Source organism: Pseudoalteromonas sp. SR43-7 (assembly GCF_014163785.1).
Lineage (GTDB): Bacteria > Pseudomonadota > Gammaproteobacteria > Enterobacterales > Alteromonadaceae > Pseudoalteromonas > Pseudoalteromonas distincta.
On the sequence record NZ_JACJDY010000028.1, the window covers coordinates 16,230 to 31,201 of the forward strand.

The 14,972-nt window shown below is 39.2% G+C and carries 12 protein-coding genes; 4 read left to right on the forward strand and 8 right to left on the reverse strand.

From position 1 onward, the window contains the following. Positions 1 to 39 precede the first annotated feature (39 nt). From H5087_RS17650 to H5087_RS17670, 5 genes are read right to left on the reverse strand one after another with little or no spacing between them, the layout of a single operon-like run. Positions 40 to 1,794 carry an ABC transporter permease gene (locus H5087_RS17650; RefSeq protein WP_182672877.1) on the reverse strand — a complete coding sequence of 585 codons (1,755 nt, stop codon included), beginning with the start codon at positions 1,792 to 1,794 and terminating at the stop codon, positions 40 to 42. Further along, positions 1,791 to 3,125 carry an ABC transporter substrate-binding protein gene (locus H5087_RS17655; protein WP_182672878.1) on the reverse strand — a complete coding sequence of 445 codons (1,335 nt, stop codon included), beginning with the start codon at positions 3,123 to 3,125 and terminating at the stop codon, positions 1,791 to 1,793. Before H5087_RS17655 ends, H5087_RS17650 begins: the two co-directional genes overlap by 4 nt. Next, positions 3,112 to 3,930 (reverse strand): DUF547 domain-containing protein, encoded by an 819-nt coding sequence (locus H5087_RS17660; RefSeq protein WP_182672879.1) that lies wholly within the window; start codon positions 3,928 to 3,930, stop codon positions 3,112 to 3,114. Before H5087_RS17660 ends, H5087_RS17655 begins: the two co-directional genes overlap by 14 nt. 1 nt (position 3,931) lies before the next feature. Then, entirely contained in the window at positions 3,932 to 6,085 is a 2,154-nt protein-coding gene (locus H5087_RS17665; RefSeq protein ID WP_182672880.1) for an FAD-dependent oxidoreductase, read from the reverse strand. 10 nt (positions 6,086 to 6,095) lie between these two features. After that, on the reverse strand, positions 6,096 to 8,456 hold the full coding sequence (locus H5087_RS17670; RefSeq protein WP_182672881.1) for a TonB-dependent siderophore receptor: 2,361 nt from the start codon (positions 8,454 to 8,456) through the stop codon (positions 6,096 to 6,098). A 419-nt stretch (positions 8,457 to 8,875) separates the two neighbouring features. On the opposite strand from H5087_RS17670, the gene H5087_RS17675 reads away from it, so the two are divergent. Beyond that, positions 8,876 to 9,289 (forward strand): hypothetical protein, encoded by a 414-nt coding sequence (locus H5087_RS17675; RefSeq protein ID WP_182672882.1) that lies wholly within the window; start codon positions 8,876 to 8,878, stop codon positions 9,287 to 9,289. A 93-nt stretch (positions 9,290 to 9,382) separates the two neighbouring features. Here the strand turns inward: H5087_RS17675 and H5087_RS17680 are convergent, their stop codons facing one another. Then, the gene (locus H5087_RS17680) at positions 9,383 to 9,808 is read right to left on the reverse strand and encodes a hemerythrin domain-containing protein (protein ID WP_008134499.1); all 426 of its coding nucleotides are present in this window, start codon (positions 9,806 to 9,808) and stop codon (positions 9,383 to 9,385) included. Between the two features lie 331 nt (positions 9,809 to 10,139). Here H5087_RS17680 and H5087_RS17685 point away from each other — a divergent pair, with 331 nt between their 5' ends. Genes H5087_RS17685 through H5087_RS17695 form a run of 3 tightly spaced genes read left to right on the forward strand, consistent with a single transcriptional unit; the run spans position 10,140 to position 10,971 of the window. Continuing rightward, a complete protein-coding gene (locus H5087_RS17685; protein ID WP_182672883.1) occupies positions 10,140 to 10,409 on the forward strand; it encodes a hypothetical protein in 270 nt (89 codons plus the stop codon). Between the two features lie 59 nt (positions 10,410 to 10,468). Then, positions 10,469 to 10,723: a hypothetical protein gene (locus tag H5087_RS17690; protein ID WP_182672884.1), complete on the forward strand. Its 255-nt coding sequence runs from the start codon at positions 10,469 to 10,471 to the stop codon at positions 10,721 to 10,723. Positions 10,724 to 10,752: 29 nt separating this feature from the next. Beyond that, positions 10,753 to 10,971, forward strand: a complete 219-nt coding sequence (locus tag H5087_RS17695) for a DUF6500 family protein (RefSeq protein WP_182672885.1) — start codon at positions 10,753 to 10,755, stop codon at positions 10,969 to 10,971. A 36-nt stretch (positions 10,972 to 11,007) separates the two neighbouring features. Here the strand turns inward: H5087_RS17695 and H5087_RS17700 are convergent, their stop codons facing one another. Next, positions 11,008 to 12,927 (reverse strand): GGDEF domain-containing protein, encoded by a 1,920-nt coding sequence (locus H5087_RS17700; protein WP_182672886.1) that lies wholly within the window; start codon positions 12,925 to 12,927, stop codon positions 11,008 to 11,010. Positions 12,928 to 13,105: 178 nt separating this feature from the next. Next, entirely contained in the window at positions 13,106 to 14,761 is a 1,656-nt protein-coding gene (locus tag H5087_RS17705; RefSeq protein WP_182672887.1) for an RluA family pseudouridine synthase, read from the reverse strand. Positions 14,762 to 14,972 lie beyond the last annotated feature (211 nt).

Consider the following 14,972-nt stretch of genomic DNA (forward strand, 5'->3'; position numbering starts at 1 on the left):
TGATGGTGTTAAACATGGGTGCTTTAAATATGTGCACTTTTAAGCACGTGCACTTTTGAAAAAATATTTAGGTAAAACCCATGCCAGTATAAATCCAATAAGTGGCAACGCCATTTGCATAATAGCGTACACGGCACTGGTGCGTCTGCTTGCGCCATTGGCAAGCGTAACGGCTTCGGTTGTTATTGTGGCTATGCGCCCGCCGCCAGCTAAAAGCGTGGGGAGGTATTGTCCAAAACTAATTGCTAAGCCCAGTGCGGCTGCAATTAAAATAGGGGCAAACAACTGAGGTAGTTTTACTTTAAAAAACACCTTGCATGGCGCTGCGCCTAGGCTTGCTGCAACATGAGCAAAACGAGGGTCTAAGCGCCTATAACTGCTCGCCAGTGACAAAAACACGTAAGGCAACACAAACAGTAAATGCGTAAGTACCACATTAAAAAATGCGGCTTGGTTATTTACCAATTGTTGTATCCATACTAACCCAAACAAAAAGGCAATACTGGGTACTAATAACGGTAAGTAAATAATTAAACTGGTAAAACGAGAAATCGGTTTATCACTCAATTGCTCTGATTCTAAACACAATAAAGTAAGAATAATGGCAAATAGTGTGGTTACTAAACCGATTGCTAGGGTATTAAAAAGCGGGCTGCTCATTTGCATTAGCGCACTTTTAAAATGCAGTAGTGTAAATTGCTCAGGCATTGCATCTGGAAAGCGCCAAAAGCCTGCAACCGACCACATAACTAAACCAATAAGTGACAACAATATGAAGCTAATTACTAATGTGGTGAGTACGACCGTTATTTTTTGCCAATAAAATCCGCCGTATTCGCGCACTCCATTAGTGAGAGAGTCGCTAAATAGCACTTTTACGGCCTTTTCTGCGCCAAGCCAAAGGGCTAATAACCCGCCTGTAACAGCCAGTTGTAATAAAGCGCCCGCTGAGGCTTTAATGCGCAGGTTTAAATCAACATCGTTAAACCAATGCATTATTGCAACGGCCAATGTGGGTGGTGTATTTGGGCCTAAAATGAGTGGCATTTCTACACTGGCACTTGCATAGGCAAGCACGGCTAAAAGGGGCAAACGCAGCAGCGGATAAAGGCTTGGCAGTATTACTTTAAAAAAGGCGGTCATTGGGCAATAACCCAAGTTAAGCGCAACCTTATGTTGTTGGCGTAATTTTTTGCCAAGCTCAGGTTGAGCAAGTACGCCCAGTGCCATTAATAATAAAAAGGGAAGCTCTTTTAGTGTTAAGCCTAAAATAATACTAATACCGAATGAATCATGCGGAAACATGCCGTTTGGCGCAAGTTCCCAGCTGCTTAACCAAGGCGACGCTAAGCGTGAAATCATACCTGAAGGGGCAATTAAAAACCCTACCGCAATAGCCGCGGCGGCATGAGGTATAACTAATATAGGGCTCAATAAACGCTGAATTCGGTTAAGCCACGGGCTATTAAAAAACGCAGCTAAAATCATTAAGGTAATAATAAATGCAAGCAAAGTACTTATTAAGCCCGTTGCAACGCTTAAGGTAACCATTTGGGTGAGGCCGGGTGTTTGCCAAAGGGCATTAAAACCTTGCAAGCTAAACGTTGTTTGCTCAAGTACGGGCGCATAACCAAAGGCAGGCAGCAATACGCTAATTAAGCCACCAAGTACGGGTAGTATAAGTAAAGCGAGTAAAAATCGCGGGCTAAATTTTACAATGCGCGTAAACATATCGGTGCTGCACTGCGTTGTTGCTTTGGTATTAATCGGTACACTTTTTGAAATAACACTCATTGGCTTACTCCATAACGAGTTTGCCAACCTTGCATAATGGCGTTTACCCAGCTTGGATGAGGTTCGCTCAATGTGCGTTTAATACTGTTTAAAGGCAGTGCACTTGGATGCGGTTTAGCTGTTTTAAATAAAGCTTGCTGATCAGGCGTTAACGTTGATTGAATAAGTACGCTTTTATCGCCCCATATATGCGCTTTTTGTTTTTGAGCTTGCGCCTCAGGGCTGAGTAAAAAATTAGCCACTAATTGCGCACTTTGCTGGTGGCTTGCATTGTAAGGGATTGCCACAAAATGGGTATTACTTAAACTGCCATCACTCATTGCGTAACTGCGAATGCTGTTTGGTAAATCATAGCGTTTTACAGCTGCGGGTACTTCAGGTGCAGAAAAAGTAAAGGCTAAACTCAACTCTGTATCGTCTACTAAGCGGCGCATTTGAGCACCACTTTGCATAAAATGAGTGCCACCACGCCAAAGAGTTGGGTGTAATTTATCTAAAAAGTCCCATAACGGATTTAGCACTTGTGCAGTATTTAAAGCGGTAGCTGGTTGGTTTAGCTGCGCTTTAATATTTTTGCTGCTTTGCTGATGCAGTACAACTAAGGCGTATTTTAAAAAGCTCATACCTAAAAAGTCAGGCGGCTTTGGGTAACTAAAGCGACCAGGGTTTTGCGCGCTCCAGTTTAATAATTCGTTTAATGTAGTAGGCAATTTATTGTTTGCCTTACCATTTATTGCAATGCTGTCGTAATAAAATGTAAGTGACGCTTGCCCCCATGGAGCCTCCATCCCATTGGTAGGTAAACCAAAGTCAAAGGTTACAGCAGGGTTGTTAGCCGGATCGGTTAATGCAAAGTAGGGGAGTTTATTTGCCCATTGCTTTAAAAGCAGAGAGTGCTCACTCATGGTGGCAAAGTTAGCCCCGTTGATCCACATTAAATCTACGCTGCCTTGGTTGTTATTGTTTGCTGATTTTTCGGCAAGTACACGGCTTACTGCTTCGCTGGTATCGCTTAATTTTACATGCACTAGGTTAATGTTGTACTTAGTTTTAACTTGCTGCGCTGCCCATTGAATATAGGCATTTATTTGCGCGTCGCCGCCCCATGCATAAAAGTAAACATCTTGATTACTACCAAGTGTTTGAACTTGTTGCCAGCGAGCTCCCTGTTGTGTGTTTATTACTAAATTACTTTCACTCTTTGAGTTGATAACGGGATTAGCAAACGCAGTGCTCGAAAAAACAGCTAAATTTGCGATTACACAAACGCAAAACGCGACACAGCAAAAGCTGTATCGCGCCAGTGTTTGCCAAAACTTAATGGCGAACATTTAAATCCCAGTTGTAGTCTAAAAATTTAACTTTCATGTCATCATTTTTAAGTGCTTTTTGCTGAGCGGGTATCAGTTTAAGTGCATCGCTATATTGCAGGAAAAACTGCTGTAGCGTGTTTGCACCTCTAAAACCGTTTTCAAAGTCATCGCCGTACCATTTAAATATTGAAGACACGCCTAGCGTATTTTCTTGAGCCATATTGCGTGTCATATCTGATAAAAAGCGTACTGTTTGCTCTTGCAATTGGCTCTCTAAATCAGTGGCTGTATAGGCTTCTTCTCGAAGCGCTGGGCAACCAATACTCGCGCAATTTACTGCAAAGTGAATACGTGGGTCGTTGTATTTACCGCTGCCACGTATTAAACCATGCTCTATATCATCAAGGCTGCGAGTTTTGCCAAGTAATGGCACAAACTCTTTACTCCATGGTGAGCTAAAAAAGCTCCCTAAGTCTTTAATTGATTTAAGATCTGGATACTTAGTCAATATAAGTTCAACAGTCCACGCATTATAAGCATTGATTAAAAAAGCGAGTTGCTTAGGCTTTTCCCACGCGTCAAATTCGCTTTGCGTTACAGCCGTTAACGAATCTAAATACGTTTTTAGCTGTGTATGCTCACGTTTTATAGCAGCGTAATCAACCTCAGTACTGTGATTATGATTAATAGCGACAACATACTTATTTAATAATGCATTCCAGCTATCGTGCATGTTTTGGGCTTGGGCCGAAAATGATGTTGCAAACGATGTTACAACTAAAGCCGAACCAAGTAGCAATGCTTTTAGAGGTGTTTTAAACATATTAGCCTCTGCGCCATGTGTGGTATTTTTCAAGCATGTTAAGTACTTTTTCAGGTGCATGAGCGCGTTTCCACTCGCCTGCTGCGTACTTGTTACCTTCAGCCCAAGTAGGGTAGCTGTGTATAGTACCGAGTATTTTGTTAAGGCCTAAACCGTGTTTCATTGCCAGTACAAACTCAGCAATTAAATCGCCAGCGTGTTCAGATACTACAGTAACACCCAATATTTTGTCTTTGCCTTTGGGTGTAATCACTTTAATAAAGCCTTTTGTAGCGCTGTCGGTAATTGCACGGTCTAGCTCTTCAAATTCAAAGCGAGTAATTTCGTAATCTATGCCTTTGTCTTTTGCGTCTTGCTCGTTTAAGCCAACACGTGCTACTTCTGGGTCAATAAACGTAGTCCACGGAATAACACGGTAATCTACTTTAAACTTTTTAAGGTGACCAAATAAGCCATTTACCGCTGCGTACCAACCCTGATGAGCTGCCACATGTGTAAATTGGTATGGACCTACAATATCGCCTGCTGCAAAAATATTAGGGTACAGTGTTTCTAGGTATTCGTTAGTTACTACTGTGCGGTTTGTTTCAATGCCAAGCTCTTCAAGGCCATAACCTTTAAGGCGTGCACTTCTACCAACGGCACATAATAGCTCGTCGTATTCAATATCTATTTCTTTGTCGTTATGTTTAACAACAATATATTTTTTACCATCGCGAGCTTCACAGCGAAGTGCTTGGTGCGATGTTAAAATATTAACACCACTTTCGGTTAACGCTTCGTGAGCAAAAGTAGACACTTCCAGATCTTCTTTGATCATGATGCGCTCCGCCATTTCAATTTGCGTAACGCTTGAACCTAAACGTGCAAAGCTTTGTGCTAATTCGCTACCAATTGGACCACCACCAAGTACTACAAGTTTCTTAGGTGCCTCATCTAGCTCTGCAAATTTATTCCACAACGTATCGCTTGTTACATAGCCAGTTTCTTCAATACCAGGTAGTGGCGGTACAAATGGGCGCGCGCCAGTGGCAATCACAATAGTACGAGCGGTGAGTGTTTGCGTGCCACCGTCGTTAAGTTTAATTTCTACAGTCCACGGGTCTATTAATTTACCGTAACCTTTTACAACATCTACGCCTAGGTTGGTGTAACGCTCAACGCTGTCGTGCGGTGCTACATCGGCAATAACTTTATGTACACGTGCCATTACTTTTTTGAACGAAAACTGCGGTGTCGCATTTTCTAGGCCGTAGTTTTCACCATGGCGAATTTGTTCTGCAATTTTAGCGCTTTTAATGACTGCTTTACTTGGAACACAACCATAGTTTAAACAGTCACCGCCCATTTCGCCCGCTTCAATAAGGGTTACTTTTGCTTTAACAGCAGCGGCTATATAACTTGTTACCAAACCACCTGCGCCTGCGCCAATAACAATCATGTTACGGTCGAATTTTTTAGGCTTAGTGTAGTTTTTGTATACGCGACGCTTTTTAAACACGTTTAAGATTCCTTTTGCAATGAATGGGAATATACCTAATAAAGCGAATGATAAGATTAAGTTGAATGATAAAATTCCAGATAAGCTTTCTATTTGCGCCAGTTGTGTACCTGCGTTAACAAATACAAATGTACCGGCGAGCATACCTGCTTGGCTTACCCAGTAATAAGTCCAAGACTTTATTGAAGTAACACCCATTAGTAAGTTGATTAAAAAGAACGGAAACACCGGTACTAATCTAAGCGTAAATAAGTAAAATCCACCTTCTTTTTCAACGCCTGCATCAATGGCGGCTAATCGCTCAGGAAAACGTTGTTTAATAGTGTCACGTAGTAAGTAACGCGATACTAAAAAGGCAAGTGTTGCGCCAATAGTTGAGGCAAAAGATGCAACCAATAAGCCTTCAACTAAGCCAAACAATGCACCTGCGGCAAGTGTTAAAATAGCGGCGCCTGGTAAAGAGAGAGCAGTTACTACTACGTATAGTAAAAAGAACCCACCAATAACTAGTAACGGTGACTGCTCTTTGTATTGGTTAAACTGATCCATCGACCCTTTTAAGCCATCAAGCGTAAGTAGTTGGTGTAAGTCAAAATGAAAGAACAGACCGACGGCGGCCGCTGCAATCAATAATAGAAATATTTTTTTAATCATGTTCTCTCTCTTAAAAACTATGCGTAAGGGTTAACTTGGCGTTAATTGGCAACTCAGGAAAAGCTAAAGTTGCACCAAAGTAACCGCCTTCAAATACTGGGCGCCAGTTTTTTTGATTCGTCACGTTGTTCACATCTAATCGTAACTTGGTATTAGGCGTAAAAGCATAGCTAGTATTTACGTTTAGGGTGTACTGATCACGAATTTTTACTGTCGCCAAAAAGTCTAATGGGTAACTCTTTGTATATAGACCTGAAAAACCCGTTTGCCATTTCGAATTAATTGAATAATTTCCGTTAAAGCTGAAAGATTGCTCAGGGATGCCCTGAACTTGGCGGTTTGAAGGTGCAAACGCGGTAAAGCTAGGTGCGCCAACACTGGTACCTGAAATAATATCTGGACGTGAGTTGTCAAATGCATCTGCTACTTGCGCTGAGTCTTGGCTACTTGCAGAATTATCGTAGCGAGCGTCAATATAGCTGTAGCCGGCACTTAGCCAATAAGGGTAAGCATCATAAAATACTTGGCTTTCAAAGCCGGTAGTACGAATGCCGGTATTACTACCATCACGATTACGTAAACTACGACGTTGGCTGAATACTGCTCCATCGGCGTACCAATCACTGTCGGTTGGTGCGTATTTCAAACCAAATTCAACTAAGGTATTTTCGGTTGAAAAGTTTTGTGCGCTAATCGTGTTATCACCACCAAGAGATGTGCCGCCAGCCATACTATTTGATGTGGCTTCGTTGTAACTTGCTGCACCATAAGTGGTGTAATCACCATTTAATCGGTAGTTAAAGCTTACTTGCCCCGAATGTAGCTTATCGTTAATGCTGTCGCTCGCTGCAATTTCACCCTCTGGTGCTATTGGGTCGTGCGCGTCTACGTCATAAAAATCTATGCGGTAGCCAACACTTGTATGAAACTTATCTGTCCAATCTGAATCTTGCTGAATAGCAAAACCCGTTTGCCATGAGCGCGAATCGGTAGTGTCTGATAAGTTAAAGTCGCCGCTGCCATCGTTATTAATATCGTACTGACCACCAGGGGATACAAATACACCTGGACTAATTTCAATTAAACGCGCTTGTTGTGCATCAGTTAAAGGAATGCGGCGATTTGAAATTGGGCCAGTTAAATCAATAGGTAAGTCGGCTTCTGTTGTAAATTGGCTGTAGCCTAGCACGCGGTTGTAACGCACATCAAAAGCAAAAATTGTTTGCTGCTCGTTGCTCCATTGGTAGGTCAATTCGGTACGGTTTTGCGCGGTATCGGCACCATCTATAATTTCAACAAAGCTATTTTGTGCAATTTCTTCGCGTTGTAAGTGCTGAAAATACGTAATGTTTTTTATTGATGCGTTGTTTGAAAGTTCACGCTTATAAATACTGTGTAGTAAATAAGTAGTGGCTTCGTTTTGATTGTCAGGGTCGGTAAGTACTGTACTACGGTCTATTTTTACTTGCCCAGTAGGTGAAACAATAGAACCAGCTGCAGGTACTGTACTGCCATTGGCTTGCACGCCTTGGCCGGTAACATAAAGGCCATCATCAATTAAGGCTTGAGTAGGGCGGTTAATACCTGCGTTATCGGTAAATTCAACTTGGTATAACTCCAAGTTAATATCCCAGCTGCTCTTGTCATCAGGTAACACCCTAAGTGCTGCAAATAAGCTGTCGCTTTTCGTGCCCGAAAAGTCGTAGTAACTGCCGTTATCAATGTGTTCAGCGCTTACTCTAAAACCTACTTTGTCTTTTACTATAGGTGCACTGTAATCAACTAAAACACTGTACTGATCCCATCGTCCTGCAGATACCGTTGCTTTGCCTTTACTGTCGTCAGTTGATGCTTTTTTAGAATGTAAGTTTACAAAACCACCGTTGCGTTGGCTTGAGCCAAATAATACCGGTGGCGCGCCTTTTACTACATCTATTTGTTCTATAGAGTTGAACGATAACGGCACACCAAAGCCATTATTACCTGCTTGGCGGCGTGTACCATCTTGGAAAAGCTCACCTAGTTGCCCACGAATAGTAGGTAAGCTTGGTGCCCCAAAACCACTGGCTGAATAGGTATTAGGGCTTACTGCAAGTACATCTTGTAAAGTCGTAATATTGAGTTGTTCTATTAACTCGCTTGAAATTGGTGTTACTGAACGGGCTATATCTCGTAGAGCTAAGTTGTCGCCAAAAGGGCCGTCTACAGTGGCATTTTTAACCGAAAGACCTTGAGATTTAATAACTTGGCCTGCCACCTCAATACGCTCAATTGCGCCTTCTTTTGCTGATTTTGATTCTTCGGCTGCAAAAGCATTAAGTGGTGTATTTAATATGGTGGCTAGGGAAAGTGCTAAATATGCGTGTTTCAAACGTTTTCTCTCTACGGTTAAAATGTTGTTGGCGATAAAGACCGAAAGGATTAAAAATAACTTTCAGTAAAATTTTGATTCTTTTTGTTTTTTAGAACATAACAAAACAGATGCATTACAAAGTTGGTAATTAAGTACTATTGTTTTATTAGTCGATAAAATATTAATAGGGCGATTGTATTAGAGTGAATGTAAATATATGCTTTTAATAGGATTTATTAATTATAGACTACTTTCAACCTGCTAACATTTTAAAAGAGTTAACTTTTATGAAGCATTTTTTAAATTACTTAAATAAGCTTCACTTTTAGTACTGCATGGCTTAACTAATGAATTTAATTAAAGAATTTTGAAATAAAAAACAACTTATACGGTCTAGGTTACTTCTACGTTTATTAATATTCATTTAAGGAAATTTTATGACAGGTTCAATGAATTCTGATGTGCAAAACCGTTTGCAGTGGTCACTTTTATCTTTGCGTTTAGGCGTGTTTATTGTAATGGTTATGTGGACATTCGATAAGTTTGTTAATCCTGGGCATAGCGCACGTATTTTTGAACATTTTTACGGTATTAGTGGCTCTACAGATATAGTGGCTTACATTATTGGTGCGGTGCAGTTAGTGCTTGTTTTAGCATTTTTAGCAGGTATTAAAAAGCGTATAACGTACGGTATCATTTTTGTAATGCATGGCTTATCTACGCTTTCTTCTTACAACCAGTACATAGATGGCTTTAATAACTTATTATTCTTTACTGCATGGCCAATGTGGGCTGCGTGTTTTGCACTTTACTTATTACGCGACCAAGACGTGAAATTTACTTTAAAGTAATAAAGTACATGCAAAAAAATTGGTTATAAGCCATAAGGCTTATAACCAATAAGTACACAGGGAGTGTGTGGAAGTCGGTTTGCGTGTTTACAACTAATGCATTGCGTCGTTGTATTGCTCAGCAAGGCTCTCTTTTTGCCCTTCGGTAAGTGCTTTACCCGCTAATTGAAACACTTCGTGTTCTTCTTCACTTAAATGATGATGTACCAAATGGTGTAGCTTTTTAGCTGCAACTAACCATGCAGACGAGCTCATTTCGGTATCTTCAAGTTGTTCAATTAATTCATCAATTTCGTGATGTTCAGCTACGCTGTGGCGCGCTTTTTCATGAGTTAAGTCATCAAACATAAGTGGGTTATAAAAGTAACGTTCTTCAAATTTTGCGTGATTTTCTAATTCTGTTTTTAGCTCATCCATTAGCGTGTGGCGCTGCTCTGTGTCGCCGTGTGTTTGAATAAGCGCATCTACCAATTCTCGTTGTTTGTCATGGTCATGACGTAGTGCTTCAAAAATATTCATAACTAGTCCTTTTACAATTTATTTGCTTATATCATTAACTAGCAAACTAAATGCCAAATATTAAGTTATTGTATTTTAATAAATTTAATTTAATTTTTTATTCTTTGGCTGCGACCACTGTAAATTTTACAGTGATATGAATGCAATAATTTCAGGCTTTTGCGTAGTTCAATTATAAAAGTGAGTATAAATTCCTACAGAACCTTACAAATATTTACTGGTTGTTTATTTTATAGCAGTGATAAAGTGTGAGTGTTATTTGGGTACAACCTATATATTACTCTCACACATAAATGCAGGTAGCACGTTAACTTAATAGGATAGTTTAAGGATGAACATAAAAAGCCCCGTCGCCGCATTACTACTGTGCGCATTACGACTGTGCGCTTTACTGAGTGCATGTAGTACAGCCCCGCGTTCTGACCCTAACTTATGCATTGAAGAGGCTGAAATGATTGATCGAAATGGCGCTCAAACAAGCTCACAGGTTTACAATCAATGCATTAGCGCACAAATTAAAAAGGATGAAAAAAATGACACTTTTTTTGATGCCATCGGTACGTTCTTTTTTGAATTTTTTGTAATGGTGGTAGAAAAGTAAATAGGCTAACTTGCAACTGTAATTTAAAGTAAATAAGTTGCGTAAAAATAGGATTAGTTATGAAGCAATTATTGATAGCAATTCCACTTTTTTTATTACTAAGCGCTTGTGCGGCGCAGCCTTACGCAGGCTCGGCAAAATGTATGGAACAAGCAGATATTGCATACGAAACCGATACACTTAAAAATGAGACATTAGATAATGAATGCAAAGCTGCAAAAGTAAATACGCCTAATAAAGAGCTTGAGAATCATGGCTTGGTTGATAGAAGCCTTTTACAGCTAATCGTTAGCTTTTTAAATGGCGTATTTTAATAGTAAAAATATAATTAAATAAGGTATGTATGAGGGAAGAACTAAGAGCAAAAATCATTACTGTGTGCGATAAAAAAATGGCAGCTAAAGGCGAAAATGTAGGGCTTTCTTTTTATGCATTTTTTGCCAATAAAAACGACGACCCAGAGCTACTTATGGAGGCCGCTACTTGGTGGATACACACTCATAAATTAGATCATTTTGTAAAAGCACATAAAATTAAACAGATGGTTTTAGATGGACTTTAGTCAATTAACTGAGCAAGTACTTTTAGCTGTATTTATCTAATCAACAACGACTTGGTTTCTTCCGTTTTCTTTTGCTTTATAAAGTAATTTATCTGCATGCTTAATAAGAACATCTAGTGTGCTTTTTAAAGGGCTACTTACAGAGGCTCCCACACTAAAAGTGATTTTTGTATTACTAGGAAGGTCTTTTATATTACTACAATGCTCGGTAAACCTAGTGGCGAGCTGGTCAAATATATCTCGAATAGCTAGTTCGTCAACCGAATTTAGTGCAAACAACCATTCTTCGCCGCCGTAGCGGCCAAACTGATGATAACCACTTAGTGTTTCTTTTGCAGCCTTTGCAAAGGAAATAAGAACTAAATCCCCAACATCGTGACCAAATTGGTCGTTAACTTTTTTAAAGTAGTCTAAGTCAACAATTGCTATCGTCATTTTACCTTCATCAAGCTTTGCTTCTGCGGCGCGCATTATTCCTCTGCGATTAGGGCTATTTGTTAGATAATCTGTTAATGAAATATCGTGATATTTTTGACGTTGTCGAGCTTGCCTATAAAATAAAAATAATGAAGCAATCACTAAAATAAACGCTATAGCAGCGTTAAGTCGCCAAATTATTTTTTGTTGGTACTCTTCTTTAGCTTGTAGTTCACTAATGTCTTTTGCGTATTCTAGTTGCTGTATTTTTTCTTCTTTTTCTTTTACTTCAAACTGTACCTGTAGTGTTTTTATATTACTTTCACTGGTAGCTTCGTAGTGTTTTTTTGTATAAAGGAGCTTTTGTTCAATTGCTTCAAAAGCCTCGTTAGTGTAGTTGAGTCGTCGCTTTAGCTCATAGCGTTTACTTAAAAAATCGGCTTTATAAATACTGCGGCTGAATTTATCTAAGTTTAAAAATACCTCATCGTTTGCTTCATTTGCTTGCTCAAGTAAATCTAGTTTTATATATATGTCAGCTAACAAAATGAGCGATGCGAGTTGCATGTCGTGTACACCTGCAGAACGAGCAAGCTCAATGTTCTCTTTAGTTAAAGTTAAAGCTTTATCGTAGTTTGCTTGTAAGTACTCAATGCTAGCAATTGAGTATTGGGCAAAGGTTAAGCCTTTTTGCATATTAGCTTTTTTAAAATAGAGCAATGCTTTGTCTAGGTATATTAAGGCATCTTTAGGTTTTTTTATCTCGAGCAATATATTGCCTAAACTCCAATATGCTTTTGCAGTAAAAAGCCCATCTTGTGTTTGCTCATATGCTGCAACCGCTTTTTTTGCATAATATATGGCTTTGTCTTTTTCGTTTAGATAATTATATGCATCGGCTATTTTTCTAAAAAAGTATCCCTGAGATGCTGAGTCGTCATCTTTTAATGCTAATTCTAGCCCTTCTAGTGCAACATTTAGGGTCTTTTTCAATGCGTCTGTATCCGTGTAATAGTAAGCAAGTGCTCGTAAAATAATAATTTTTTCTTTAGATGAATGCTGTTGCAGGCTCTCTTCTAATTTTGTGGCTAGCATGTGTGCTGGAGCTGGGTTTGCATCCCTCGCTAGAGACTTGAGTTGTGATTCGAGAAATAATAAATATACACTTTTTTGGTTTGGTAACTCTTTGTTCTTTAAGTAATAGGATAAGTGAGTGTTTAACGCTGCGTATTTTTCTTGTCTAAAAAGTAACTCCGCATACAAAGCGGCCGCTTCTAAATGAAGTTTTTCCCAATTTTGATCTTTGCTTATTTTAAATGCTTGAGTGAGTTTGTCTTCATTTTGAAGATAGTCTAATTCATTTCGTTTTATGTTATTGATGAGAGTTTGAGTTGTGTCAAAGTCTAGCGCATGTGAAGTTGCATTTAATGAATCGCCGTTAGCTGAGGCAAGCTTACTTAAAAGTAAAAATAAAAGGAGAACAATATACTTTGCCCATAAAGTATTACCTAAAACCTTTATTTGTGCATTGTTAGCCATGTTAATCCTTTGCTGATTTATTTTTATTATTGAAATACTTATTCACAGTGCTTAATAAACTTGGGTTTGAACAGCTTTTTTATACTTCTCATTGAAAAAATAAGACCACAAACGATATCAATTTAATTAATAAAAACAAACTCATTGTATAATATAGTCGCTGTAGTTATGTGTTTTATTAAAAATCAGCGGCTACTTCAAACTCTAATCGCTCGAGCGTAATAGGGTGAGTAAATGCTAAGTATTCTGCATGTAAATGTAATCGTTCGGCTTTTTGCCCGTAATGTGTGTCGCCTATAATTGGCATGTTTAAACCTAAGCTGTGCGCACAATGCACTCTTAATTGATGAGTTCGCCCTGTTTTAGGGTATAACTGTAATCGGGTAATATTGTTGTTACGCTCTAAAACCTGCCAGGTAGTAAGTGATGGCTTACCGTGTGTGTAACACACCATTTGGCGCGGTTTATCATCAAAGTCGAGCACTAAGGGCAAATCAATTACTCCGCTATCCTCAGCTACGTTACCATTAACTAATGCGACATAACGTTTATCTATGGTGCGTTCAATAAACTGCTTTTGCAGTGCTTTGTGCACGCGTTTATTAAGTGCAATCATCAATAACCCAGAAGTCGACATATCTAATCTGTGTACAATTAGTGGCCCTGATGCCTCTGGAAACTGCGTTTTGATTCGCATATAAACTGAGTCATCAATATTAACGCCAGGTACCGATAAAAACTCAGCGGGCTTATTTACCACAAGTAAGTCGTCATCTTTATAAACAATACTTAAATCTTTACCCTGAGCTGGGTTGATAAGTAGCGGGTTATCTTCAACATCTAAACCCTTTAGCATATGACCAAGTATCGGTTGGCATTTACTGTAACAAGAAGGGTAGTAATTCTTATGCTGCCTAATTGCTGATTTAGGTGCTGCTCCCCACCAAAACTCAGCCATAGCAAGTGGCTTTAAGTCATGTTTATAGGCGTATTGTAATAACTTAGGCGCTGCACAATCGCCAGCACCCGAAGGAGGAGTGTGCTCAGGTAATGCTGCGAATATGGCATTTAAGTCTGTAGTTTCACCATTTGCATTTAAAAACTGGTACTGAGCAAATAACTTCTTTTGTAAGCTTTTAGAAAGCGTTTTACGGCGCTTTTTTAAATGAGCAATTTCATCAGAAATATTGATGTGTGTTTGCTGCAGTGACTCGATTATATTTTGCCAATAGGCTTTAAGTGCCAGCAGTTGCTTTTTTTCTACGATGCTTTGCCCTGCAAGCTTATTTTTTAACTGCTCAAAATCACTTTCGCTAAGCTCTAATTCACCTTCGGTACGTTGTGTTTTTCGTTGTTGGCGACCGGTTTGCATTACTGCCTGTTGAGCTAATAGCGCTTGCTGGTAGCTCTGTGTTGCATCATCAAGTTTGCTATTAACTTCATGCAGTTGTTCGCTATTTTCTAATTGCTCAATTTGAGCATTAATATCGTTAATTATTTTACTTTGAGCCAAATAGGTATCGTCTTGAAGTTGCATGCTAGAAACAGGCGGCACAAAGCCAATATTGGCTTTATCACCTTCAATTTGTCCCGAATAAGCACTTAAAAAGCCCAATTGTTGCTTAGCATTTTGCACCACTAAAACCCCAAACATTTTACCTGCATTTTCTGCTTTTAAATGCGTTAACGTTTCAAGTTGTTGCTGTAATTGTTTAGTGGCTGCTACAGCTAATGGTTGCGGCTCGTAATAAAAAGGGAAAGTAAACTTTTCAGGAAGCGCGAGAGCATCAATATTTTGAGAAAATAATGTAAAGCAAGAAGCAGAATTTGGCATAGAAGTAAGAGAAAAGCATTCAGTAAAATAATTGAGCGCATAATAACATATTCATAGTTAAGCCACTAAAAATCTCGCACCCGCATATTCATAAACACTTTAAAGTGGACATTCATGTTTTATGTATCAGTATGGGGCGCAGCAGACTTAGGCGTTTGTTAGTAAAGTCTCAGTAGTAATATATCTATCATTATCAAAATATTTAAGCTTA

Bases quoted from the DNA above. Each gene is read 5' to 3' on its own strand.
- H5087_RS17665 (WP_182672880.1), bottom strand. From the start codon at position 6,085: ATGATTAAAAAAATATTTCTATTATTGATTGCAGCGGCCGCCGTCGGT.
- H5087_RS17695 (WP_182672885.1), top strand. From the start codon at position 10,753: ATGAGGGAAGAACTAAGAGCAAAAATCATTACTGTGTGCGATAAAAAA.
- H5087_RS17655 (WP_182672878.1), bottom strand. From the start codon at position 3,125: ATGTTCGCCATTAAGTTTTGGCAAACACTGGCGCGATACAGCTTTTGC.
- H5087_RS17690 (WP_182672884.1), top strand. From the start codon at position 10,469: ATGAAGCAATTATTGATAGCAATTCCACTTTTTTTATTACTAAGCGCT.
- H5087_RS17660 (WP_182672879.1), bottom strand. From the start codon at position 3,930: ATGTTTAAAACACCTCTAAAAGCATTGCTACTTGGTTCGGCTTTAGTT.
- H5087_RS17650 (WP_182672877.1), bottom strand. From the start codon at position 1,794: ATGAGTGTTATTTCAAAAAGTGTACCGATTAATACCAAAGCAACAACG.
- H5087_RS17700 (WP_182672886.1), bottom strand. From the start codon at position 12,927: ATGGCTAACAATGCACAAATAAAGGTTTTAGGTAATACTTTATGGGCA.
- H5087_RS17675 (WP_182672882.1), top strand. From the start codon at position 8,876: ATGACAGGTTCAATGAATTCTGATGTGCAAAACCGTTTGCAGTGGTCA.
- H5087_RS17680 (WP_008134499.1), bottom strand. From the start codon at position 9,808: ATGAATATTTTTGAAGCACTACGTCATGACCATGACAAACAACGAGAA.
- H5087_RS17705 (WP_182672887.1), bottom strand. From the start codon at position 14,761: ATGCCAAATTCTGCTTCTTGCTTTACATTATTTTCTCAAAATATTGAT.
- H5087_RS17685 (WP_182672883.1), top strand. From the start codon at position 10,140: ATGAACATAAAAAGCCCCGTCGCCGCATTACTACTGTGCGCATTACGA.